General features: G+C 53.7%; 22 protein-coding genes, 1 tRNA gene and 1 pseudogene. 13 read left to right on the plus strand and 11 right to left on the minus strand.

All coding sequences use genetic code 11. The annotated features are described in order from the left end of the window. Positions 1 to 28: 28 nt before the first annotated feature. Together DESMU_RS00110 and DESMU_RS00115 are read left to right on the plus strand one after the other, a co-directional pair. Positions 29 to 1,030: an MDR/zinc-dependent alcohol dehydrogenase-like family protein gene (locus DESMU_RS00110; protein WP_013561562.1), complete on the plus strand. Its 1,002-nt coding sequence runs from the start codon at positions 29 to 31 to the stop codon at positions 1,028 to 1,030. A 61-nt stretch (positions 1,031 to 1,091) separates the two neighbouring features. Beyond that, on the plus strand, positions 1,092 to 1,544 hold the full coding sequence (locus DESMU_RS00115; protein ID WP_013561563.1) for an RpiB/LacA/LacB family sugar-phosphate isomerase: 453 nt from the start codon (positions 1,092 to 1,094) through the stop codon (positions 1,542 to 1,544). Position 1,545: 1 nt separating this feature from the next. On the opposite strand, the gene glmS is transcribed toward DESMU_RS00115, so the two are convergent. Further along, the gene (gene glmS, locus DESMU_RS00120) at positions 1,546 to 3,384 is read right to left on the minus strand and encodes a glutamine--fructose-6-phosphate transaminase (isomerizing) (protein WP_013561564.1); all 1,839 of its coding nucleotides are present in this window, start codon (positions 3,382 to 3,384) and stop codon (positions 1,546 to 1,548) included. Positions 3,385 to 3,443: 59 nt separating this feature from the next. Here glmS and pyrH point away from each other — a divergent pair, with 59 nt between their 5' ends. After that, positions 3,444 to 4,127 carry a UMP kinase gene (gene pyrH, locus DESMU_RS00125; RefSeq protein ID WP_338042057.1) on the plus strand — a complete coding sequence of 228 codons (684 nt, stop codon included), beginning with the start codon at positions 3,444 to 3,446 and terminating at the stop codon, positions 4,125 to 4,127. A 40-nt stretch (positions 4,128 to 4,167) separates the two neighbouring features. Here pyrH and DESMU_RS00130 read toward each other — a convergent pair. Beyond that, positions 4,168 to 4,926, minus strand: a pseudogene (locus DESMU_RS00130) (SDR family oxidoreductase); the annotation flags it as partial. Between the two features lie 85 nt (positions 4,927 to 5,011). On the opposite strand from DESMU_RS00130, the gene DESMU_RS00135 reads away from it, so the two are divergent. After that, on the plus strand, positions 5,012 to 6,256 hold the full coding sequence (locus DESMU_RS00135) for an RNA-guided endonuclease TnpB family protein (RefSeq protein WP_013561567.1): 1,245 nt from the start codon (positions 5,012 to 5,014) through the stop codon (positions 6,254 to 6,256). A 162-nt stretch (positions 6,257 to 6,418) separates the two neighbouring features. Here the strand turns inward: DESMU_RS00135 and DESMU_RS00140 are convergent, their stop codons facing one another. From DESMU_RS00140 to DESMU_RS00180, 9 genes are all read right to left on the minus strand, one after another. Next, a complete protein-coding gene (locus DESMU_RS00140) occupies positions 6,419 to 9,193 on the minus strand; it encodes a glycoside hydrolase (RefSeq protein ID WP_013561568.1) in 2,775 nt (924 codons plus the stop codon). A gap of 122 nt (positions 9,194 to 9,315) precedes the next feature. Continuing rightward, positions 9,316 to 10,026, minus strand: a complete 711-nt coding sequence (locus tag DESMU_RS00145; protein WP_013561569.1) for an RNA methyltransferase — start codon at positions 10,024 to 10,026, stop codon at positions 9,316 to 9,318. Beyond that, positions 9,944 to 10,597: a methyltransferase gene (locus DESMU_RS00150; RefSeq protein WP_013561570.1), complete on the minus strand. Its 654-nt coding sequence runs from the start codon at positions 10,595 to 10,597 to the stop codon at positions 9,944 to 9,946. Before DESMU_RS00150 ends, DESMU_RS00145 begins: the two co-directional genes overlap by 83 nt. A 5-nt stretch (positions 10,598 to 10,602) precedes the next feature. Next, positions 10,603 to 11,439: a ribosomal RNA small subunit methyltransferase A gene (locus DESMU_RS00155; RefSeq protein ID WP_013561571.1), complete on the minus strand. Its 837-nt coding sequence runs from the start codon at positions 11,437 to 11,439 to the stop codon at positions 10,603 to 10,605. Continuing rightward, on the minus strand, positions 11,423 to 12,058 hold the full coding sequence (locus DESMU_RS00160) for a DUF655 domain-containing protein (protein WP_013561572.1): 636 nt from the start codon (positions 12,056 to 12,058) through the stop codon (positions 11,423 to 11,425). The genes DESMU_RS00155 and DESMU_RS00160 overlap by 17 nt, the downstream gene beginning before the upstream one ends. Before the next feature lie 26 nt (positions 12,059 to 12,084). Continuing rightward, complete coding sequence (locus tag DESMU_RS00165) at positions 12,085 to 12,459, minus strand: RNA polymerase Rpb4 family protein (protein ID WP_013561573.1); 375 nt, start codon at positions 12,457 to 12,459, stop codon at positions 12,085 to 12,087. A gap of 56 nt (positions 12,460 to 12,515) precedes the next feature. Further along, positions 12,516 to 12,833 carry a 50S ribosomal protein L21e gene (locus DESMU_RS00170; RefSeq protein ID WP_013561574.1) on the minus strand — a complete coding sequence of 106 codons (318 nt, stop codon included), beginning with the start codon at positions 12,831 to 12,833 and terminating at the stop codon, positions 12,516 to 12,518. 78 nt (positions 12,834 to 12,911) lie between these two features. Next, positions 12,912 to 14,246 (minus strand): tRNA pseudouridine(54/55) synthase Pus10, encoded by a 1,335-nt coding sequence (locus DESMU_RS00175; protein ID WP_013561575.1) that lies wholly within the window; start codon positions 14,244 to 14,246, stop codon positions 12,912 to 12,914. A gap of 16 nt (positions 14,247 to 14,262) precedes the next feature. Beyond that, positions 14,263 to 15,615, minus strand: a complete 1,353-nt coding sequence (locus DESMU_RS00180) for a signal recognition particle protein Srp54 (RefSeq protein ID WP_013561576.1) — start codon at positions 15,613 to 15,615, stop codon at positions 14,263 to 14,265. Between the two features lie 111 nt (positions 15,616 to 15,726). Here DESMU_RS00180 and DESMU_RS00185 point away from each other — a divergent pair. The 9 genes from DESMU_RS00185 (at position 15,727) to DESMU_RS00225 (ending at position 20,366) form a co-directional block, all read left to right on the plus strand. Then, positions 15,727 to 15,828 (plus strand) — tRNA-Leu (locus DESMU_RS00185). 114 nt (positions 15,829 to 15,942) lie between these two features. Next, entirely contained in the window at positions 15,943 to 16,467 is a 525-nt protein-coding gene (locus DESMU_RS00190) for a 50S ribosomal protein L16 (protein WP_013561577.1), read from the plus strand. 31 nt (positions 16,468 to 16,498) lie between these two features. Continuing rightward, positions 16,499 to 17,500 (plus strand): diphthamide biosynthesis enzyme Dph2, encoded by a 1,002-nt coding sequence (gene dph2 / locus DESMU_RS00195; RefSeq protein WP_013561578.1) that lies wholly within the window; start codon positions 16,499 to 16,501, stop codon positions 17,498 to 17,500. 2 nt (positions 17,501 to 17,502) lie between these two features. Beyond that, on the plus strand, positions 17,503 to 18,147 hold the full coding sequence (locus DESMU_RS00200; protein ID WP_013561579.1) for an METTL5 family protein: 645 nt from the start codon (positions 17,503 to 17,505) through the stop codon (positions 18,145 to 18,147). Then, positions 18,144 to 18,695: an exosome complex RNA-binding protein Csl4 gene (locus DESMU_RS00205; RefSeq protein WP_013561580.1), complete on the plus strand. Its 552-nt coding sequence runs from the start codon at positions 18,144 to 18,146 to the stop codon at positions 18,693 to 18,695. Before DESMU_RS00200 ends, DESMU_RS00205 begins: the two co-directional genes overlap by 4 nt. Before the next feature lie 4 nt (positions 18,696 to 18,699). Next, positions 18,700 to 19,308 carry a DUF2067 family protein gene (locus tag DESMU_RS00210; protein ID WP_013561581.1) on the plus strand — a complete coding sequence of 203 codons (609 nt, stop codon included), beginning with the start codon at positions 18,700 to 18,702 and terminating at the stop codon, positions 19,306 to 19,308. A 31-nt stretch (positions 19,309 to 19,339) separates the two neighbouring features. Further along, positions 19,340 to 19,621, plus strand: coding sequence for a DNA-directed RNA polymerase subunit L (locus DESMU_RS00215; protein WP_013561582.1), 282 nt, complete (start codon positions 19,340 to 19,342; stop codon positions 19,619 to 19,621). Positions 19,622 to 19,711: 90 nt separating this feature from the next. After that, positions 19,712 to 20,041, plus strand: coding sequence for a hypothetical protein (locus DESMU_RS07070; RefSeq protein ID WP_013561583.1), 330 nt, complete (start codon positions 19,712 to 19,714; stop codon positions 20,039 to 20,041). 13 nt (positions 20,042 to 20,054) lie between these two features. Beyond that, positions 20,055 to 20,366, plus strand: coding sequence for a transcription factor S (locus tag DESMU_RS00225; protein ID WP_048078826.1), 312 nt, complete (start codon positions 20,055 to 20,057; stop codon positions 20,364 to 20,366). The last annotated feature ends 20 nt before the right edge of the window (positions 20,367 to 20,386 follow it).

A 20,386-nucleotide genomic window follows, 5' to 3' on the forward strand; every position in this document is an offset into this window, starting at 1 on the left:
GTGAAACACTCAACCACCGGTGGGGGCGTTGAAAGCACTCCTCCTCGAGGAACCCAAGCACATCAGGCTAACGGAGGTCGAGCAGCCGAGCCCGGGACCCGGGTGGCTGCTCATCAGGGTTGAAAGAGCAGGTATCTGTGGAACGGATAAAGCAATGTACACGGGAACATACCGGTTGCTTAAGAAACCGCTTATCCCGGGCCACGAGGTTTCAGGCATCGTTGTAGATGTGGGAGCAGGGGTTTCAAGGGATCTAGTGGGGCGGAGGGTCACAACCGAGATAAACGTTTACTGTGGTAAATGCTGGTACTGCAGGAATGGAATGCACACGCATTGCCCGTATAGGGAGACCATAGGGATCACGCGTGATGGAGGTATGGCCGAGTACATGGTTACCAGGGCAGACCTCATACATGTGGTTGACGATCTCTCACCTCTCCAGGCAGCCTTCGTGGAGCCATTGGCAGCCGTCGTCGAAATGGTGGAGATGGAGCCTGTGAGACCATTGAGCAGGGTTGCAGTGATAGGGGTTGGAGCAATAGGCTTACTGGCTGTTCAAGTACTTAGATTATTCAACCCCGAGCTAATAGTAGCTGTCTCAAGGCCCGGATCCCCGAAGGCTCGCCTTGCAGGAGAGCTCGGCGCGGACCTAGTGGTAGACTACCCGGAGCTCACGGAGATACTGAGGCGTGAGACCCCTGAGGGGCAGGGATTCGACTACGTGGTTGAGGCAACTGGTAGCTCTAAGGGGTTGGAGATAGCGGTAGACATAGCTAGGCCTAGAGGAGTCGTCGCCTTGAAGTCGACTCATGGCTCCCCCGTCAGCTTCGACCAGACCAAGGCGGTTATCAAAGAGCTCAGGTTGACCACGTCTAGATGCGGCCCCTTCGACAAGGCGATAAGCCTCTTGAGGAAGAGGCTTGTCAACGTGGATAAACTCGTTACATCAGAGTATGGTCTCGAGAAGGGGGCGGAGGCCTTCGAGAAGAGCCTTGAAAGAGACCAGGTTAAGGTGCACATAGTTATCTAGTGCTCCGGGCAAGCCATGTTTAATACCGGTTGAAACCAGATTAATGTTAATGGTGGTTTCTATGCGCGTGGCTGTGGGCTCAGACGACACCTACAGTGTCGCCGGCTTCATAGCTGAATACTTGAGGAGGAAAGGGTTCGAGGTCAAGCTGGTGGGCGCCCTAGCCACTGGGAAGCCGTATCCATGGCCTGATGTGGGCTTCGAAGTAGGCTCCATGGTGGCCCGTGGTGAAGTAGACTATGGGGTTGTAATATGCTATACTGGTACAGGTGTCTCGATAGCTGCTAACAAGGTGAAAGGAGTTAGAGCAGCCCTAGTAACGGATGCCAGGAATGCTGAGGGTGCTAGGAAGTGGAATGACGCCAATGTCCTGGCGCTGAGCGCCAGGTTGACGAGCGAGGAGCTTGCGAAGGAGATAATAGACGCGTTTTTCGCTGTGAGGGAGGTAGATCCCTCCGAGGCAGAGAACATCAGGAAGCTGAAGGCGGTTGACACCCTGGGAGATACTCGTTAAACTACTCAACGGTGACGGTTTTAGCGAGATTCCTGGGTTTATCCGGGTCTAGTCCCTTCAATGATGCCACATGGTATGCTAGCAACTGGAGTGGCGGCGTGTGTGTCAGAGCTGTTGCTATCCAGTGAGCCCTGGGGACTTCGATCGCCAGGTCAACTCTCTCCCTGAGCTCGGAGCCCCTTGGCAGCACTCCCACTATGACTCCTCCCCTGGCACGCATCTCCTCAATGTTGCCCAGTAGCATTCTCTGGAGCTCGGCATCGTTCGGGATGGTGAAGACCACTGGGAACGATGGCTCAACTAGTGCTATGGGTCCATGCTTCGATTCGCCTGCTGGGTATGCCTCGGCATGCACATATGCTATCTCCTTTATCTTGAGCGCCCCCTCCCTTGCCACCGGTAACCCTACCCCCCTGCTCAAGTAGTACATGCTCTTCGAGCCGGCGATTCTTTCAGCCAGCTTCTTAACGAGCTCGCTGGTCGTAGAGATGGATTCCTCAACATGCTTGGGTGTGGATTCAAGCTCCTTCAGTAGCTCCATTTCCTCCCCGCCTCTAAGGCTCCCGATCCTGGTAGCCGTCTCAACCGCCAGCCATGTCAGGGCAAGTGTCTGGGTTAGAAAGGTCTTCGTCGCCGCTACACCTATTTCGGGCCCTGCCCTAGTGTAGACCGCTACATCGCTCTCCCGGGCGATCGCTGAGTCGACGGCATTGGTTAAACTGATGACACGGCTCCCTCTCTTCTTGAACGCGCGTAACGCCTTAAGGGTATCCATGGTCTCCCCGCTCTGGCTCACAGCCACGAGCACGTCCCTGGGTCCGGCTGCATTCACATACGACCCGTACTCGCTTGCTATGAATGCTATAACTGGTCTCTCAGCGAGCCTCATGGAGATTAACGCGAAGTATTCTGATGCATGGTAACTCGTGCCAGCCCCGGTTACGAACACTGTGTCAGCGTCGGCAAGCATCTCGGCTGCTTCACCCATCATGGCGTCACTCATCAACCCGTGCAGGGTGCTCCTAAGGGCCCTGGGCTGCTCATGTATCTCCTTGAGCATGAAGTGAGGGTAACCCTCCTTCTCGGCGTCACTGATATCCCATTCAACAATCCTGACGTAGTCGGCTGCGTTCACCAAGCGGCCTGAGGAAGCGTCCTCCACGTGTATCGATGAGGGGGTTATGTAGCCTACCCACCCATCCCGGACAACTATGATCCTCCTAGTGTGCTCGAGCAGCGCTGGTATATCGCTGGCTACTAGATTGTACCCGGGCCCCACGCCTATTACAAGGGGGCTATCCTTCCTCGCGAAGAATATTTTATCGGGCTCCAGCGGCGTAACCATTAGGAGAGCGTATGCTCCTTTAAGTGCTGCAACAGCCCTCCTGAAAGCCTGGTATACGTCACCGGTTTCACGATAGTATTCCTCGATGAGGTGGGCTACTACCTCCGTGTCTGTCTCACTCCTGAACACGTGGCCCCTGGCCGAGAGGGCCTTCTTCAGCTCCAGGTAGTTCTCTAGAACCCCGTTGTGCACCACGGCGAAGACATTACCGCAGTCGGTGTGTGGATGCGCGTTCACATCGCTGGGTGCTCCATGCGTTGCCCACCTAGTGTGGCCGATTCCTGTAACGCCTTCAAGCTTGGTGAAAGAGTACTTCTCCTCCAGGTCCCGTAGCTTACCCTTACCCTTCAACACGACTAGCTTACCATCGGATACCACGGCCACGCCAGCGGAGTCGTAGCCCCTGTACTCGAGCCTTAGAAGACCCCTGTAGATGGCTTCCCCGAGCCTGAGGGCCTTCTTGTCCCGTAGGCACAGCCCTATTATCCCGCACACTTCACTAAACCCCTCTCGGGCACTATAATTAAAAAGCACCTCTATTTTTAAAGACCTTGGTGGGTGCTGTGGAAACACTGGTTCTGAAGATAACTGGTAAAGTATTCGATGAAGGAGCAAGCCTGGTTGCAAGATACATTGAGCTCTTAAGGATGCTGCTCGACGAGTACAGGGTAGTGGTAGTGGCCGGCGGCGGCAACATGGCGAGGAAATATATCTCCGATGCCAGGGCGCTCGGCGTCTCCTCCAACTACTGGCTTGACACTATAGGTATATGGGCGTCGAGGCTGAACAGCCTCCTACTCGCATCCTCGCTCCAGCCCTATGCATACCCTAAGCCCGCGGCGAGCCTGGAGGAGGTCCTAGACGCTTTGTCATCGCATAGGGTGGTGGCCATGGGGGGATTGATCCCTGGGCAGTCAACGGCCTCCACAGCTGTTGAAGTAGCTGAAGCCGTAGGCGTTGGAAAACTCTACTACTTCTCAGCCGTGGGCTTCGTCTACGATAAGGATCCCCTGAGACATCCTGATGCAAAGCCGCTGAGAGAGGTTGATGCCACCAGGCTTAAGGCGATGCTTGAGCAGAAGCAGCTGCCCGGTGAATATGCTTTAATAGATGAGAAAGCACTCGACTTGGCGGTGAGGAGTAACATAGTGATCCAGTTGATAAGCCACCGGGAACCCGAGAAACTCATGGAGGCTATGAGGGGAGGCAACCCAGGCAGCGTGATATATCCGCGTTGAAGAAAAACATGGTGCACCCGGGTTCAGCCAGGCATGTGCATCAGAACACTGAGCGCAGGAGCCCGCCGTCCACAGGTATGGAAGCACCATTCAAGTATGACGCGTACTCGCTCACCAGGAATGCTACAACCCTACCATACTCCTTGGGCGAGCCAAGCCTCCCAAGCGGGATCTCGCTCACATAGTCCCTATACGCCTCACTGTAAGGCTTCCCCTCCCTTCCAGCCTTCTCCTCGATGAGCCTCCTCACCCTATCCGTCTCTATGTACCCTGGCATTACAGCGTTCACCCTTATACCCTCCCTGCCGAGCTCCCTTGCAAGGGTTCTCACGAGTCCATGAATACCCAGCCTTAACACGTTTGAAAGGGCTAGGTTGCCCAGCGGCTCCTTCACAGCTATACTGGTCGAGAACACTATAGAGGGATTCCTAGACCTCCTTAGATAAGGAATGGATGCGTTAACCAGCCATATAGCGTTCAGGATCAAGAGCCTAGTGTTCTCCTCCCATTCATCCTCCCGGATCTCCAGGAACCTGCCGGGCCTAGGAGGCCCCGTGATATACACCACTGAGTCTAATCCATCCAGATACCTGGCTGACTCCTCGACGAGGCGATGAACATCCTCCCGCCTCGTGAGATCCGCTGCAACCCCGTATACCCTCCCCTCATACTTCCCCCTTAGCTCGCTGAGAGCCTTCTCAACGCTTTCACGCGTCCTGCCATTGAGAACAACGCGTGCACCCTCCTCCAGCAAGACTTCAACAGCCCCTCTTCCAAGACCCCTTGTCGAAGCCGTTACCGTGAAAGAAAGCCTCGCCTTTCAGGGCGGGGATGCTGAGTTTAAATGTGTTGTAGCTGTTGTAGTAGAAGTGGGGGTTTCCTCTATGGGCGGTGAGGGTTTCCTAACCCTGTGCGCTGTCTTCAGGGTTAGCCCCGAGCCCGTGGGGGAGCCCCTTCTCTTAAGCCTGCTTAGGAGGTACCGTGATGCACTGAACTACTCGATCAAGAGGATTCACGGATATATGGAGGAGAACGGTTTGAAGAAAACGCCCGGCGACGGCGCGGTGCACGGACTGCTCTACGAAGAGCTGAAGTCGAGGTTCGGCCTCCCATCGAGGATTGCCATAGACTGCTACAGGGAGGCTAAATCCATCCTTAAAAGCTGGCTGGGCAACGGCGGAAACGGCAGGCTACCGAGGGCTAGGAGACCAAGGATGTGGCTAACGGAGAGGTACGGGTATAGGGTTAAGGACGGCTATGTCGAGATCATAGGCGGGTTGAGGCTGAAGATCATCGGCTGGGACAGGCGCTACGACCAGTACCCGAGCCGCCAGGCTGTCTTGACGTATAGGAACGGAAAGTTCCTGCTTAGGGTTGCAAAGATGGTTCCAAAGCCCCAGCCCATCAACCCCGTCGACGTCTTGGCGGTGGACGTCAACGAGAAGTATATTGTGGCGGGCAACCACCGGGTTGAACACAGGTTTGAGACCGCAGTCGAGAAGGCAGTGAGGTACAGGGAGCTCGCTGAAAGGTTGCAGAGGAAGTACTCTAATGGGAGCTATCGAGCGTGGCTTAGGCGGAGGGGCATACGGGACAGGGTGAGGCGTTTCCACGAGAAGGCTAGGAGCATTATCGAGGACTGGGCTAGGAAGACTTCGCACGAGATAGTGGTGGTAGCTAGGCAAAACAACTACGCCATTGCAAGAGAGGACTTGACGTACTTGGTAGAGTCTTTAAGAAAGCTACCGAGACAGCATAGAACGAGGCTGGTTCTGCTGGGCTACCGCAGGCTCGGCTACTGGCTTGACTGGCAGTGCGAGAAACACGGGGTGCCGTGCATAGCCGTCAACCCTAAGGATACCTCCTCCACCTGCCCCCTATGCGGCTCAAGGCTCGTCGAAAGCGGGTATAGGAGGTTGAAGTGCCCTAGTTGCGGTTTTGAAGCCGATAGGGACACTGTGGCCGTATTAAACATACGTAGAAAAGCCCTAGCCCAGATGGGGGGATCTCTGACCACCCCGACTGCCCCGCAGATGACGGATGTAGCCCCGAACAGATGCGGGGAACCCGTGAACCGCCCTAAAGGAAACCCCCTTTTAGGGCGGGGAGGAGGTCAGCAGTACGCGTAGTCCCTCCACGAGGCCCATGGCTCCCACATGCTGGAGACATCGCGGAGTAGTCTTTTAAACCCTCCACTGGCCTCACGTGGCACGATTGGTATTATGGCAGGCAGGGGTACGGGTTTTCCGGGAGGAGGGTGTTCATCCCGTGGAAAACAAGTACATGGGTTTTCAGCTATACCCGAAGTAAGCCTTAGCGTAGGACCAGGTCGTTGAGGATATGCTGACCGCTACTTTAGCCCTGTACTGGAGCGTGTACTTGACTAGGTCTTGGCTGCCTGTCCACGTGATCCCTTGGATGGGTGCAACGTAGACGTAGGCACCGGTTCTAGTATTCCTGTAGCCGAAGATGGATGTGCCTGAAGGACTGTTTCTCTGTGAGAGGCTGTTGCCATATATGAGGTTGTTGAATACGTCGACTGAGAAGCCAATGGCAGCATACAGCGTCCCGTTTTTACCGCTACCCAGGTAGTCCACGTACAGTGTGTTTGATGAATCATATAGCACGTAGTACTTGTAGAAGTCGGGTTTTCCATCGGCGTCGAGATCCGGTGCACGCAGGGTTACCACTACTCTCCTATAGGTGGTGTCATAGTAGGCTGAGTAGATGGTGTAGGAGGCGTTGTAGTAGTTCTTCCCTGTCCCTGTGAAGTAGTCGTCTGCGAAGAAGCCTACATGCGCGTCCCCGAACCACATGTCACGGCTCGTGCCCCAGTACACTGGTGGAGCACCGACACCCATGAAGACAGTGTTCCTGGTCTTATTGTACAGGAAGATGTAGGGTGCTGCCCCGCCCTTGTCATCAATGAATATGAAGAGGTACTGGTTGTATATCACGGCCTCGCTCCTGCCATCCCAGTCCAGGTCGTCGAGGATGAACGATGACTTTGTAACCCTCCCCGCCCTAACATCGTCAAGCCATTTCGCCGCGTTTAGCAAAACGTTGACAAGCCTCAGGTGATTCCACACGGTGAGACCCCATCCAGGGCAGTCCTGGAGGCCGTCTCCATCCCAGTCGGATTCATCATGCCACGCTGTCTCGTAGAGCATAGCGTTGGCTGTTGCAAGTGCAAGCCACCAGAGCTCGTTGCGGGGCGTCTTATCGAACAAGCCTCCAGGCGACAGGAGCCTGTATATCACCGTGTTGTTCGCTGAACCGTTGAAAACTGTGTAGCCGAAGACATCGCCGAAGGGTATAACGGTGTCTGGAAGCACGTACTTAGGGCTCGTCTGCCCGCTACCATACCAGGCGAAGCTCTTCTCCGAGCTCGTGCCCCAGTACCAGCCATCGTAGGCTCTCCTATAGTCGTATGGATAGTTCTGAACCCAGGTCTTCAAGTACTGGTATGTATCGTAGCCACAATAGTACCCTGTAACCGGGCTCCATGCACCGCTGTTAAGCCAGTTGACCACGTCATCCGTTGTAACCACCTGGATCCATGGGTGCATCGCTATCCATGTCAGCGAGTTATTGTAGAGATAGGGGTTGCCGGTGTACCAGCCCGCTATACCTGCAGCCTTCTCCCAGTCGTCAGCATAGATGAAAACCATCTGTTGATCACTATTGGTTGCAGCCCATATATACTTCCTTCTTAAATCCATGTGGAGTCCACCATCGGTGTTTGAGAGGAGTTTCTGCTGGGTATCCCAGTCTATGAAGAGAACGTAAAGGGTTCTACCCGCAGTCCTGCTTGTATCGTACTTGTGCGGCTTATACGGGTTCGTGGAGGGACTCCACTCGTCGTGATGCGTGTTAGCATCCAGTATCACGGCCGAGTAATACTTGCTGAGCGTGTAGGCTATCCCGGTCCTCTCATCGTCCCAGGTTCTCTCTGGAACCCATGCGGTGACCGGGTTGTAGCCGAACACCTGTCTCACATACCATTTGGTGAAGTTCGCTGACGGATCATTGAAATTATCGTAGAAGTATGCTGTAATGTGCTCAGCCCACACTCCCCCGAGGATTGCCACCAGCCCCCTTGCGGTTAGACCCTTCACGTAGCTTATGAAGCCCGGGTCCCACCAGAGGAAGCTCGCTATCAGCGTGCCGCTCATGTGTATTGAGACAGGGATACGTCTCCCCGTCTTATTCGACAGATACTCGTGAACGTAAAGTATGTACCCATAGCTGTTGACTGATGACGGAGGGTTAAGGGCCCTGTTGTCGGTTAAATGCTGGTTTCCATGGTGTACCATGATAACCTTAGCTGTTCCACAGCTTGAATCACTGAACAAGGCTCCGCTCCACTCGGCTCTCCCGTTTCCAATACTGATAGTGTTAGGCATGACGTCGGCTATCGTGGCCTGACCGTTGACTACGAGCACTGTTGCAACCTTGGCCCACACCCTGGTTGTAGGGGTCCAGCCATAGTTTGAGAGAATGGAGGCTGGGACCCCGATTTCAAGTAGATCCCATCGGCTGTTGAAGGCTACTTGGATGCCTGTGTTCGAGAGGATTGGACTCCACTTGTAGTCGTATACCGTGTAGTGTGCTGAGTCGTAGATGGCTATCGCTAGAACCCAGTTGTAGTCTGGTAGGTGTATCCCGTAGCCCTGGTATTTAACGTAGTCTGGAACCCACTCCTGGTATCCTGGTGCATTACTCCAGCCTATGAGGACATATATGTTTAGGGCGTCACCGACGCTGCCGCCGCTGGCTGCCTCAGCCCCGTATGCTAGATCCATGAAGTCCAATCTCATGAATACATACTGGGAGCCCACAAGGTAATACCAGGCGGCTAGATCCCGGCTATCATAATAGTATGAACTAGCGTCGAGGAGATCGCTTGAGGGGTCGAGGGCATGGCATGATGCATACGGCCAATCGAAGCCGACGCCGTCAACCACCACGGGTTCCTGTGAGGCAGCGATCCTCAGCTGTGGCGTGAATGGGAGTGCTATGAGAATCAACATTAGTACTGCTATTACACGGCGGGAAACCCCCATGTTCCCACGCTTATGTGCCTTAAACTACGTATATGCCTATCCTCCTCATTCATATATAAACCTTACTTAGAGCTATTAATGATAATGGTGGTGTGGAGGGATATATTGGTAGTAATGTTTAATTATTCATGTAAACAATCCTGCCTCAACTGCCGCCTAACCCTTTGCAGCCAGTACTTCAAAACCCTTGCCTCCTTCTCTGTAAGCATCGCCTTGCTAAGCATCCTCTTCCACAGTATCCTTGACCTGGCAACTTTCTCCTCCGTTGACATGACGCTTCTTGAGACATCCACCGCGAGACTCAGTAGTTCCCCAAGTAGATCCCTGCTGGCTTTTCTAGGCACGTTCACGGCTTCCATTCCTCGGTGTTTCCATAGCTCCCAGAGCACCACGGCTACTGCTTGGCTGACATTGAGCACGGGGTAAGCCGGGTTAGCCGGTATTGTTACAAGTATGTCTGCTCTCCCTATCTCCTCCCTGGTTAACCCGGTGCTCTCCCTGCCGAAAAGTATTGCTACACTACGTGTCCTCGGGAATATTCTCTCGGCGAAGTCGCTGAGATCCACTGCCTGTCTAAGCATATCGCTCTCACTGTATCCTTCATCGCTTGTCGCTACAATCATGTCGACGCCTTTGATCGCCTCGTCGAGTGAGTCTGTGACCACAGCGTTCTCCAGGAAGCCCCTGCCCTTGGCAGCATAATTCAATGCTTCATCCAGGCTCGCCACAGGCTTCACTATGTAGAGCTCGTCAACCCCGAAGTTCACGCATGTCCTCGCTATGACTCCCAGGTTCACTGCCCCCTCGATCCCCACTAGCACTACCCGTATCACGGGCCTTAACCACCCCTGCAACATAGAGTGTTTCGTAAAACATGTTTTTAGATGTGAATGCAACCATTGTGAAACCCTTCCGTGAAAGATGTTCTTCTACAACAAGCTGGTTTGAGAGAGATGAGTAAACCAGTATGAGGAGTCCTCCAGGTCTCAGTACTTCATGGGCGACGTTAATGAAGTGGAGGACTGCTTCATACCCGTGGACACCGCCCTCGGTAGCTGCGTCAAGCACCTTTCCCTCCGCGGCTGGTAGGTAGGGGGGATTGGCGAGAACCAGGTCTGCTGCACCGTGTAACACAGCGTTATCCGAGGACACTACTATGCTCCTAGCCTGCGCATTGTTCAACGGTATGTTTCTCAACGTGGTTGCAAGAGCGTCTTCATCAATGTCCACGAAGACGGTTCTCTCACAGTAACCCTTAATCAATCCGTATAGACCCAGGATACCGCTACCGCAGCCCAGGTCGACGCAGAGGCCGGCTTTCGGCTTCAGGGAATCCAGTAGCTTTAATGCTAGCCATGTATCGTCGCTCGGCCTGTATACATCCCCCACGAATACTAGTTTCAACCCCTCTACAGTAATCCAGCTTCCCTCAGGGCTCTCGCTAATTCCAAATACACCTCCCAACCTACCTCGTAAACCCGTTTACCCCCCAGTAGCCTACTGGCATACGAGTGTACTGGGCTGTCTTCCCGTACGCCGAGCACTCGTTCCAGAACCCTTAGCGCTATCCTCCTCCTCTGAGTGAAGACAGCCCTCGTCAATGCTTCAAGGGCTTCTACATCCCGGTTGAAGGGTGCTCGTCTAACCATGACTATTATCGAGTGCTCGACGCCTGGCTCCGGGTAGAATGAGGAGGAACCGTAGGTTCCAGCCACCTTTATCTCGAACAATGCGTTGAGTAGGATGGTTATTCTCCCATACCTTCTATCTCCAGGTGCCGCAGTGATTCTTTCCGCGACATCTCTTTGAACCGTGAACACGGCTCGCGTCACAGTGTTCAACCTGGCGACCCCGGTGAGTATTTCGGATGTAATATGGTAGGGTATGTTCCCCACCACCTGCTTAGAGGGCGGGGTGTACACGGTGGCATCGGCGTTTACGAGGACTACGTTGGCTGCATCAATGTTTTCCACGGCGGCTTCAAGCAGCCTCCAATCTATTTCAACACATATGAGTCTAGGGACGAACCTGCTCAGAGACATGGTTAAGGTGCCTATTCCACATCCTATTTCAAACGTATCAAGGTACTCGACGTTTCTCGTGAAGCCTTTCAGCAATGCTGGATCCACGATGAAGTTCTGGCTAAGCCTCCTCCTGGGCTTCAAGCCATGGCTCTGTAGCACTCTGAGGGTCCACGAGAACAGTGTTCGCCGGCTCATGGAGTCCGGTTCAATAGGTCTCCCCATACAGCTTCTCCAAGTACCCTAGATACATGGCGCCGGGCTCCCTGGGCCTCACAAACAAGTAGTATTTTTCTCCCCCCGCCAGCTCCTTTACAACCCTGTTCACTATGGCTTTAACCGGGTCCACCCGGGTCCTGTTCCTTATGTCCTCGAAGCTTTCAAACCTCTTCTTGCTTCTCTCATCCAGGATCTGGTTCATCGTCTTCTTACCGATGTCCGGGAGGAGCTCCAGTGCATGTAGCCTTATGTTTACTGGTTCAACGATGTTGAAGAACTCGACGAAAACACCCTCGTTCTCCAATACTATAAGCTTGACTGCCTCGGGGAGATTAGTCTTCGCCACGCTGGTTAGTTCACCGTAACTCACATGCATTATTCTTTTAACCTTACTCGGATACCCGAGTTCCACTTTCTCAAGGATCTCTATCTTCATGGCTGGGAGAGGAGTGGCCTCTAAAAGAGAGAAATACCTGGTTCCCACTCCCTGGAGGAAGGGTTGACTCCTGTGCTCATAGTGGGGATCAGAGGGGTTTCCGAGCTCAAGGTAGTCGAGCACGTAGAGGGCTGGTTCAAGCTTCTCGGCTTGCCTTCTATGTCTGGGTCCACGATCATGGAAGCCCAATATAGTCCACCCTTTTAAACAGGCTTCTACCCGGGTGACTCGCTAACACAGTACTTGCTGAGGGTGGAGAGTATTTCCTCGAGCACCCCTTGCTCGGGAAGCTTCTCCTCGAGCTCCATGAGGTATCTTAGCTCGTCCAGCGTGGAGGGGCATATGTTCATGAGGATTACAATGGTCTCCTCCTTCAGGCCCTTGGATTCGAGGAATGCCCTCAGTTCTCCGGCTTTCTCAGGGGGGATCCTGTGGTTTTTCTCAAGGTACTCTAACACCCTTGAAAGCAGGAGGGAGACGGTGCCGGTTTCCTCGCGCGTCTTCTCCACTACGCTCCTGAGGATCGCGTAGGCTTCACTGTTCGACAACTGCTTCTCCTCTAATGCTTTTAAAACAGTTGTACTCGACAAATCTGGTCACCCTTTAGGAGATTTATCCCCTCATGAGAATATTAATTTATCTAGTGCTAGGCCTGCTGGGCCTGGGGAAGCGGTGCTGGCCTTATGTGTTCCGGCCTCACAAACAGGGTCTTCTCCTTGCTCCCCATCATTACTTTGACAACGTAGGCTTTGCCGCGTTTTCCAACCACGATGCCTGTTCTACCATGGTAGCGTCTATGGGGCATGCCGCTGTGCACTGAGGGGTTTATAACTATGTGTACTTTCTCACCCTCCTTGTACTCCCTCATTATCAGGCTTAGCGACGGCACTGAGCCCTTCTCCCGGATATTCTTCTTCAACAGCTTCCTCGTCCTATGCCTGTAGCCCTTGGGTGCTTTAACCATCTCGCACACCTTTAACCATGGTTTAATCACTAGATGCAACGCACTATATCTAGAATCCCGGGTGATCGGCTTATAAAGTTATTTATCCCCATTGTCCTCCACGTGAATCACGTCTAGCTCCAATGGATACGCGGTTGATCCAAGTACTTCACTGAAGCAGGGCGTCGTCCTCCCGTTATCGCAGTGGACTAGCTCCTTCACATAGAGGCCGCCGTCGCAGTGTATCAGTGCCTCGAATACTCTTGGAGTCACCGCTACCGCCTCAACACTGTACACTCTCCTAATCCTCTCCCTATCCTTCTTTCTTCCAAGTATTCTCAGCGGCGTCCTCTGCTTGACAACCCTGTTCCTGAAGAAGCCTGATAGCTCCTCGAGATCCTTCATCGTCACCGGTTTCCCGGTTAACACTGAGACCCTGTAGATTTTCTTCCTCCTCCTAGAACCCTCCTTAATCGCCTCAATGTCTCTCCGTGAGGCGGGCCCGGTGACCGATACCTTGATGAACTGGTCGTCGAGTATCTGGTTCAACAAGCCTATATCTACGCTTCTGAACCGGGGTTCAAGGATCTCTATGATCACGGGTCTCCCGGTTCCCAGCATCCTGGCATCAACGTCCTCGCGGCCGGCTGCATGTATCTTCACGTCTACGGCTTCGAAGAGGCTGGCTATGCTGTCCCTCACGAAGTCCTGGAGGCTCTCAGGGTATTTCCTAGCCCCATTGCTAGTGAACCATGGCACATGGGAAATTCTGCGTCCCTTCTTCAGGTAGACGGCTTTTAAAAGCACGGGGTTTACCTGTGTTGAGAGCGTGTAGTTGAAGTCCCGGTCTACATTGATTATTACTACCACGTCCGGCTTATCGAAGTCGGGTTGTAAGCCAGTTATCTGTGAAACCTTTTTCCCAACCTCGCGTTTCAACTCATTTTTAACGGACTCGCTTGAGGCGAGCTTGGTTATCAGTGAAACCTCGAGTTCACGCCTAGCTACCTCGGCGTCGAGCTTCACTCCTATGAGAAAGGATGATGCCTGTAGCCCTGCGAGCAGGGATGCTGCTTCCCTCGCCACCTTGTCTAGGTATTCGTCTGAGAGCCTGCCCAGGCAGATGTGGCAGACCCTGGGCTCCACGCTCTCACCGGTTAGCCTCCTGTAGAGCCTGGCAACGGGCTCCCCGGAGTTCACGGCTATCCTCTGGATGTGCTCTATGCTTGTTTTCCCATCCGTGAAATCAGCGTGGAGCTTCATCGCCAGCAGGGTTTTCACGGCTCTGCCGCGTTCCTCGTTTGAGAGGTCGAGCCCCCTCCTAGCGAAGAGTCTTCCGAGGCATCTATCACACAGCGGGTGTTCGGATAGTACTTCCTCAGCCGTTGAGAGAATGTGATCCATGCTCCAGGAGTCTTTTTCCCCGGTGTCCAATTATTCCACCCCGCTCCTAGGCTCCGCCGGCTTCCCCGTCGCCTAGTCTAAGATCCTCGGGTCTTATGCCGAGTCGCTTTAAGACGTCTTTTCTACGTAGCTGCTTACTCAGCTTCTTCACTAGCTCATATTGTTTAAGCAGCTCCTTCACGTCTTCAACCTCTACGCCTGCTCCCCGTGCTATCCTCTTCATTCTCGAGCGGTCGATTATGTCTGGGTTGTCTAGTTCCTCATAGGTCATGGAGTTTATGATTGCAAGCCACTTGCTCATCTTCTCCTCCAATTGCTTTGAATCTACTTCGAACGGTATCTTTACGCCTAGACCCGGGATCATCTGCATTATTTTCCCAAGCGGCCCCATCTTCCTGAGGCTCACCAACTGCTTGTACACCAGCCTCATGTTTACTTTTCCCTCGATGAGCCTCCTTGCGTCTTCCTCGGTGAAATCTAGTTGAACCCTTCTAACCTTCTCGATAAGGCTTTCGATGTCGCCTAGGCCGAGTATCCTCGAGACGAATCGAGGCGGGTTGAAAACCTCTAGCTCATCTATCTTTTCCCCTGTACCTATGAACTTTATTGACGCACCTGTAGCTGCAACAGCGGAGAGCGCGCCGCCGCCTTTCGCTGTTCCATCAAGCTTCGTCACTATGATGGATCCTATCGGTGTTGCCTCATGGAACCTCCTAGCTATGTTGAAGGCCTGCTGCCCGATGGCAGCGTCTATGACGAGCATCACCTCATCCGGCTTGACATGCTCACTCATCTTCTTCATCTCCTCGAGGAGGTCTTCCTCCCTGTGGTGTCTGCCAGCGGTGTCAATTATTATCACATCCATTTTTCTCTCCCTGAAGAACTCAACCCCCTTCACAGCTATGGCTACAGCATCGCTGTTGCCTGGTTCACCGTAAACTGGAACACCCACTTGCTCCCCAAGCTGCTTCAGCTGCATGTATGCGGCCGGCCTGAAGGTGTCTGCAGCCACTAAGCCTACTCTAAGCCCTTCAAGCTTGTAGAAGTATGCAAGCTTAGCTGTAGTGGTAGTCTTACCCGAGCCCTGCAGCCCTACGAGCATTATGACCCATGGTTTCTTAGCGGGCTTCACGGAGGGCTTTCTCTCACCGCCCAGCAACCTGGTTAGCTCCTCATACACCACGGTGATGAACCATTCCTTCCTGCTAATGCCTGGAGGCGGCTCCGCCTTCAATGCCCTCTCCTTTATCCTGCTGGTTAACTCCATGGCGAGCTTCAGGTTTACATCGGCTCTCACGAGCTCCTTCTGAAGCTCCCTGATAAACTCGTCCACAGCCTTCTCGTAGTCGCCGCCCTTCAGGAATCTCGCTAAAGCACTCCTAATGTTGTCGAACACCATTGAGTTACACCTGTGTCTCACATGAATGTTCTTTAAACCTTTAATATTGACGAGGCGAGAGTCCGCTTGAAGAATTTAATACTCCCCTTGACAATAAATGGTGAAACCGGTGCGGGGGTGCCCGAGCTTGGCCAAAGGGGGCGGACTCAAGGCTTAGCCCAGGGGGAGATCCGCTGGTGTAGGCCTGCGTGGGTTCAAATCCCACCCCCCGCACCTCCATCCTCCTCAACAAGGGTTCAGCACGCTGGATCCATGCTTAGGCCGGGGCTAAAGATTAATAAAGCCGATTCACATGAGTGGATAGGAATGGGTTCGAGGTGATTACACATGCCCCTGCGTCCAGCGAGATGCTACACGCATTTCAGCGGGCCACCGTACACGAGGAAAGAGTACATACCAGGCGTACCCCAGCCCAAGATAACCAAGTTTGAGATGGGGGATCCGAAGCTCGACTACGACTATGAGGTAGCCCTGGTAGTCGAGGAAGCCGGGCAAATAAGGCACAACGCGCTGGAAGCAGCACGTGTCATGGCGTTGAAGAAGCTTAGCGTCGAGGCCGGTGAAAACAACTTCTACCTGAAGGTCAAGGTGTACCCGCACCATGTCATCAGAGAGAACAAGATGATGGCGTTCGCTGGTGCAGACCGTCTACAGGATGGGATGAGGCTCTCATTCGGGAAACCAATAGGTACGGCTGCACGAGTGTACCCTGGTCAGGAGATCATAGTGATCAGGGTGAAGGCTCAGCATGGGAAGACGGCTAAGGAGGCATTAAGGATCGCGGCTTCAAAGCTTCCCCTGCCCTCGAGGATAGTTGTGAAGCCCTTGAAGCCTGAGGTGCCCCCGCTCTAAAGTGTTTTCCCATAGCACAGATGGTGTCGCCTTGAGCGACATATGTAGTCTCTACGACATCGACCTAGATGCGTTGACAAAGCAGGTAAGTAAGAGTTCTGGAAGAGTACTCCTCCATGCACCCGACGGCTTGAAACCACTCTACAACTGCATAGCCCCCGTCCTGGAGCAGGCTGGCGTCGAAGCAGCTTTCTCAGCGAGCCCCGGCTACGGTGCATGCGACATACCCTTCGAGGAGGCGGAGGCCATTGGCGCCGACCTACTGGTGCACATAGGGCACCTCGAGTACTTTCAATACGGCTTCAAGCCAGCTGTAAAAGTACTCTACATCCCGGTTTACAGGCGCCCCTACATTGAGCAGGGCCTGCTACGGGAACTCGTGGAGACCCTTAGGGAAGCAGGCGTGGTCAAGGTATCCGTGTCCTCGACGCTAGTCGAGGAGAAGATAAGGCGTGTCGTCGCCAACCACCTTGCTTCAAACGGGTTTAAGCCAATTGAGGTCGGGTTCCCGGTGCTCGGATGCCTTTACACGCATGTCACATCCCTCGACACATCCGTCGACGCGCATCTAATGGTTGCAGGAGGAGTATTCCACCCGCTGGGCCTTGCACTCGTATCAAAGAAGCCGGTGGTGGTGCTGGACCCCTACAGGGGCAGGGTCTGGAGAGCCGGTGACGAGGCGTCGAGGGTTCTGAAGCAGAGATTAATGAGGGTCTTCGAGGCAAGGAACAGCGGTAACAGGGTTGGAGTCATAGTGGGGTCGAGGCCTGGGCAGTACCGGCCGTGGCTCGTTGAAAAAATCGAGGAGGAGGCGGCTGGAAGAGGATACAGGGTCTACAGGATTATCTCAGGGTATCTAACACTGGAGCGCTTGATAGCCGTAGACAACGCGCTTGGCCTCGACGTATACGTGGTTACGAGTTGCCCGAGGCTACCTATAGACGATCTCAGCGAATTCTACAAGCCTGTTCTCACCCCAGGCGAGTTCATGATGCTTCTGAAAGACGCTGGTAACTATATCTACCCGTGGTAGCGATGCGGGTCAAGAGTAAGAAGGAGCTGGAGCTCGCGCTCTCACGGATAGAGCCCTACAGGGGATCCAAGAAGAGGCTTGAACAATACCAGACCCCTGTAAGTCTCGTCGCTCACATGGCGTGGACAGCGTACATGAGGGGGGATGTAGAGGGGTTAACAATAGCAGACCTCGGCTGCGGCGACGGGAGGATATCGATTGCCGCACTCCTACTCGGGGCGAGCAGGGCTGTCTGCATCGATGTAGATGAAGACATACTTCTACACGGTGCGTGGAAGATATATCCACTGTTCCCTGAGGCGGCTGGCAGGCTAATACATGTAAACGCTGATGTTGCACGCCTAGGCCTCGTCAGGGTTGACACGGTCTTGATGAATCCACCCTTCGGCGTCGTAGAGGGGAATAGAGGCGTCGACATACTCTTCCTCAGGGTGGCCATGGGGATTGCAAGGGTGGTTTACAGCATACACAAGTACTCCGAGGGCTTCTTCAACCTGCTTAGAGAGGTGTCCGAGTCCAAGGGCTTCGAGCTCGCATCCTACGAGATACGTGACTTCGAGATACCCATGATGTTCGAGACCCATAGGAGGCGGATATATAGGTTTAAAACAGTATTTGTTGTCCTGGTTGAGAGTGGTGGCTCATGAACGCTCAAGACGTAGTAGTGCCCGGGGAACCCCTTGCCGTTGAAGAGGAAGCCATCCCGGTTCAAGGCGCTTACCTGGATTCAAGGGGCTTCATTAGATCCCTGGTCTTCGGGCTCAAGGTCTTCGACAAGTATAGGAAGCAGGTTTACGTGAAACAGGTGAAGACCACGGGCTTCGTTAAGCCTGGCTCAGTTGTCGAAGCATATGTGGAAGCAGTGTCGGATGACATAGCTTTCCTGAGAATATACAGCGTGGAAGGACAGGGTATGAGTGCTTCAGGAGTGCTCCATGTATCCCAGGCATCCAATGGCTTCGTGCAGAGCCTCCTCGACGTTGTCAGACCCGGCGACTACGTGAAGGCCAAGGTCCTCAATAACTCGATACCCTACCAGCTGACGCTGAAGGAGCCCGACCTAGGTGTTGTGGAAGCATACTGCAGTGTTTGCGGCGGACTACTATACAGGAGCGGCGATGTACTCGTGTGCAGCCTCTGCGGGAACCGTGAGAAGAGGAAGACTAGTCTGAGCTACATACATGTGTCAAGGTGATCGCTTGCCGCTGGTTAAACGCAGGTTCAGGGTTCCCTGTAGAGGCGAGGAGTGCCTGAAACTCTACGAGTACGTGAAGGACAGGATCCCCTCGCTCGAACACGTTGAATTCAAGGTCTCCGGCAGCGGACTCGTAGTGGAGGCATACGGCTACGAGACCGATGTAAAGAGGCTTTGGAGCGAGCTGAGAAGCTATGTCAGAGCCCTCCGGCATGTAAGCACCCGTGGATTAAACAGCTTCAGGATAGACTACATAGTCAAGTTAACCGGTAAGACGTTTCCACCGGACGTGCTGGTCGAGGTTTTAAGCAGGCAGGGACACAGGGTTGAAGCCGGGGAGGGCGTCATATACACGAGTGCTGGAGTCGATGAGGTGCTTGGATTAGTTGAAAGAATAAGCGAGTTGAACAGTGTCGCAAAGAACATCGCGAAGGGCACGGCAGCCAGGTATTTCATAGTATCTGCATCCCTCCTAACAGGGCTCCCGCCCCAGGAAATCGTGGAACGAGCAGTAGGACTCCAGCTCATGGAGCCCGATGAATCGGGAGCCTACTTGTTGAAGCATGAGTGGAGGAGAGCCCTGGATCTACTTGTCAGGTATTTAAAACAGTGAAGCAAGTTATGAAAGCTGTAGGTGCTTTATGATGGAGGTACGCGTTGTCTCCAGGAGCGAGAGGGAGTTAGTGGTGGAAGTACACGGTGAGGATCACACGTTAGGCAACCTCCTTGCTAAGGAGGCGATAAGGCATCCCGGCGTAGAGTACTCCATGTACAGGGTGCCGCATCCCCTTAAAAACATGTTCGAGTTCACGATCATCGTGAAGCCGGGGTACAGCGTCGACTCCGTTTTGAAGGAGATAGTTGAGGGATTGAAGAAGACTCTCTCAGAGTTCAGGGGCCTCGTCGAGGAGAAGATCGTTGAGTAGGAAGAAAGAGTCACGGATACTGGTATACGGTGCTGCCGGGGGCCACGTGGTTCTCGCGACTTACAGGGGAAATTTTTAGAGGAGCTAAGGGTGCTCAGGATACAGTATCCAGCATCAATGTTCGCCAGGGATGCACTCGACGCCATGTCGACGAGGGAGGAGTTAGCCTACATGCTTAAATGCGTTGACGACGATTCAACGGGTTTCACACTCAACGGTTTACGGGTGCTCGATGGATCAGAACACCTCGTCCAGGCCCTCAGGTACTGCGGCATAGTCCACCTCATTCTACGCCTACTGGAGTCGTATGGAATGCACACGGGTATTCCCCCCAGTGGTGAAAACCTTATTACATTCTACACGGTTAAATCACCCATCGCTGGTCAAGGGTGGTTTAACAGTGTCGAGGCTGTGCCCTAAGTGCGGTGGCTTAATGCGTCCCCAGAGGATAGATGGTAAACCATACCTGGTCTGCACTAGATGCGGGTACAGGCTGGAGGCCGAGGCATCCGGTGTCAGGGAGTTCAAGGTTTCAACGAGGATCGAGCACAGACCCGATGAGAAAACCCTTGTCTTGAAGAGCGAGAACGAGGCAAACCTCCCTGTTACACGGGAGGTCACGTGTCCCAAGTGCGGCTGGCATGAGGCTTACTACTGGATGCTTCAGACAAGGGCGGCCGATGAACCTCCTACAAGGTTCTTTAAATGCACTAGATGCGGCCATACATGGAGGGAGTACGCGTAGTATTCGAGTAGGCCGGGGCT

The sequence above is a fragment of the Desulfurococcus mucosus DSM 2162 genome, from assembly GCF_000186365.1.
GTDB classification, from domain to species: domain Archaea; phylum Thermoproteota; class Thermoprotei_A; order Sulfolobales; family Desulfurococcaceae; genus Desulfurococcus; species Desulfurococcus mucosus.

What these genes read in the sequence shown, in the direction of transcription:
- DESMU_RS00140 (WP_013561568.1), bottom strand. Translation starts at nt 9,193, where the DNA reads ATGGGGGTTTCCCGCCGTGTAATAGCAGTACTAATGTTGATTCTCATA.
- DESMU_RS00115 (WP_013561563.1), top strand. Translation starts at nt 1,092, where the DNA reads ATGCGCGTGGCTGTGGGCTCAGACGACACCTACAGTGTCGCCGGCTTC.
- DESMU_RS00190 (WP_013561577.1), top strand. Translation starts at nt 15,943, where the DNA reads ATGCCCCTGCGTCCAGCGAGATGCTACACGCATTTCAGCGGGCCACCG.
- DESMU_RS00205 (WP_013561580.1), top strand. Translation starts at nt 18,144, where the DNA reads ATGAACGCTCAAGACGTAGTAGTGCCCGGGGAACCCCTTGCCGTTGAA.
- DESMU_RS00135 (WP_013561567.1), top strand. Translation starts at nt 5,012, where the DNA reads ATGGGCGGTGAGGGTTTCCTAACCCTGTGCGCTGTCTTCAGGGTTAGC.
- DESMU_RS00170 (WP_013561574.1), bottom strand. Translation starts at nt 12,833, where the DNA reads ATGGTTAAAGCACCCAAGGGCTACAGGCATAGGACGAGGAAGCTGTTG.
- DESMU_RS00200 (WP_013561579.1), top strand. Translation starts at nt 17,503, where the DNA reads ATGCGGGTCAAGAGTAAGAAGGAGCTGGAGCTCGCGCTCTCACGGATA.
- DESMU_RS00225 (WP_048078826.1), top strand. Translation starts at nt 20,055, where the DNA reads ATGCGTCCCCAGAGGATAGATGGTAAACCATACCTGGTCTGCACTAGA.
- DESMU_RS00215 (WP_013561582.1), top strand. Translation starts at nt 19,340, where the DNA reads ATGGAGGTACGCGTTGTCTCCAGGAGCGAGAGGGAGTTAGTGGTGGAA.
- DESMU_RS00180 (WP_013561576.1), bottom strand. Translation starts at nt 15,615, where the DNA reads ATGGTGTTCGACAACATTAGGAGTGCTTTAGCGAGATTCCTGAAGGGC.
- DESMU_RS00155 (WP_013561571.1), bottom strand. Translation starts at nt 11,439, where the DNA reads ATGGGGAGACCTATTGAACCGGACTCCATGAGCCGGCGAACACTGTTC.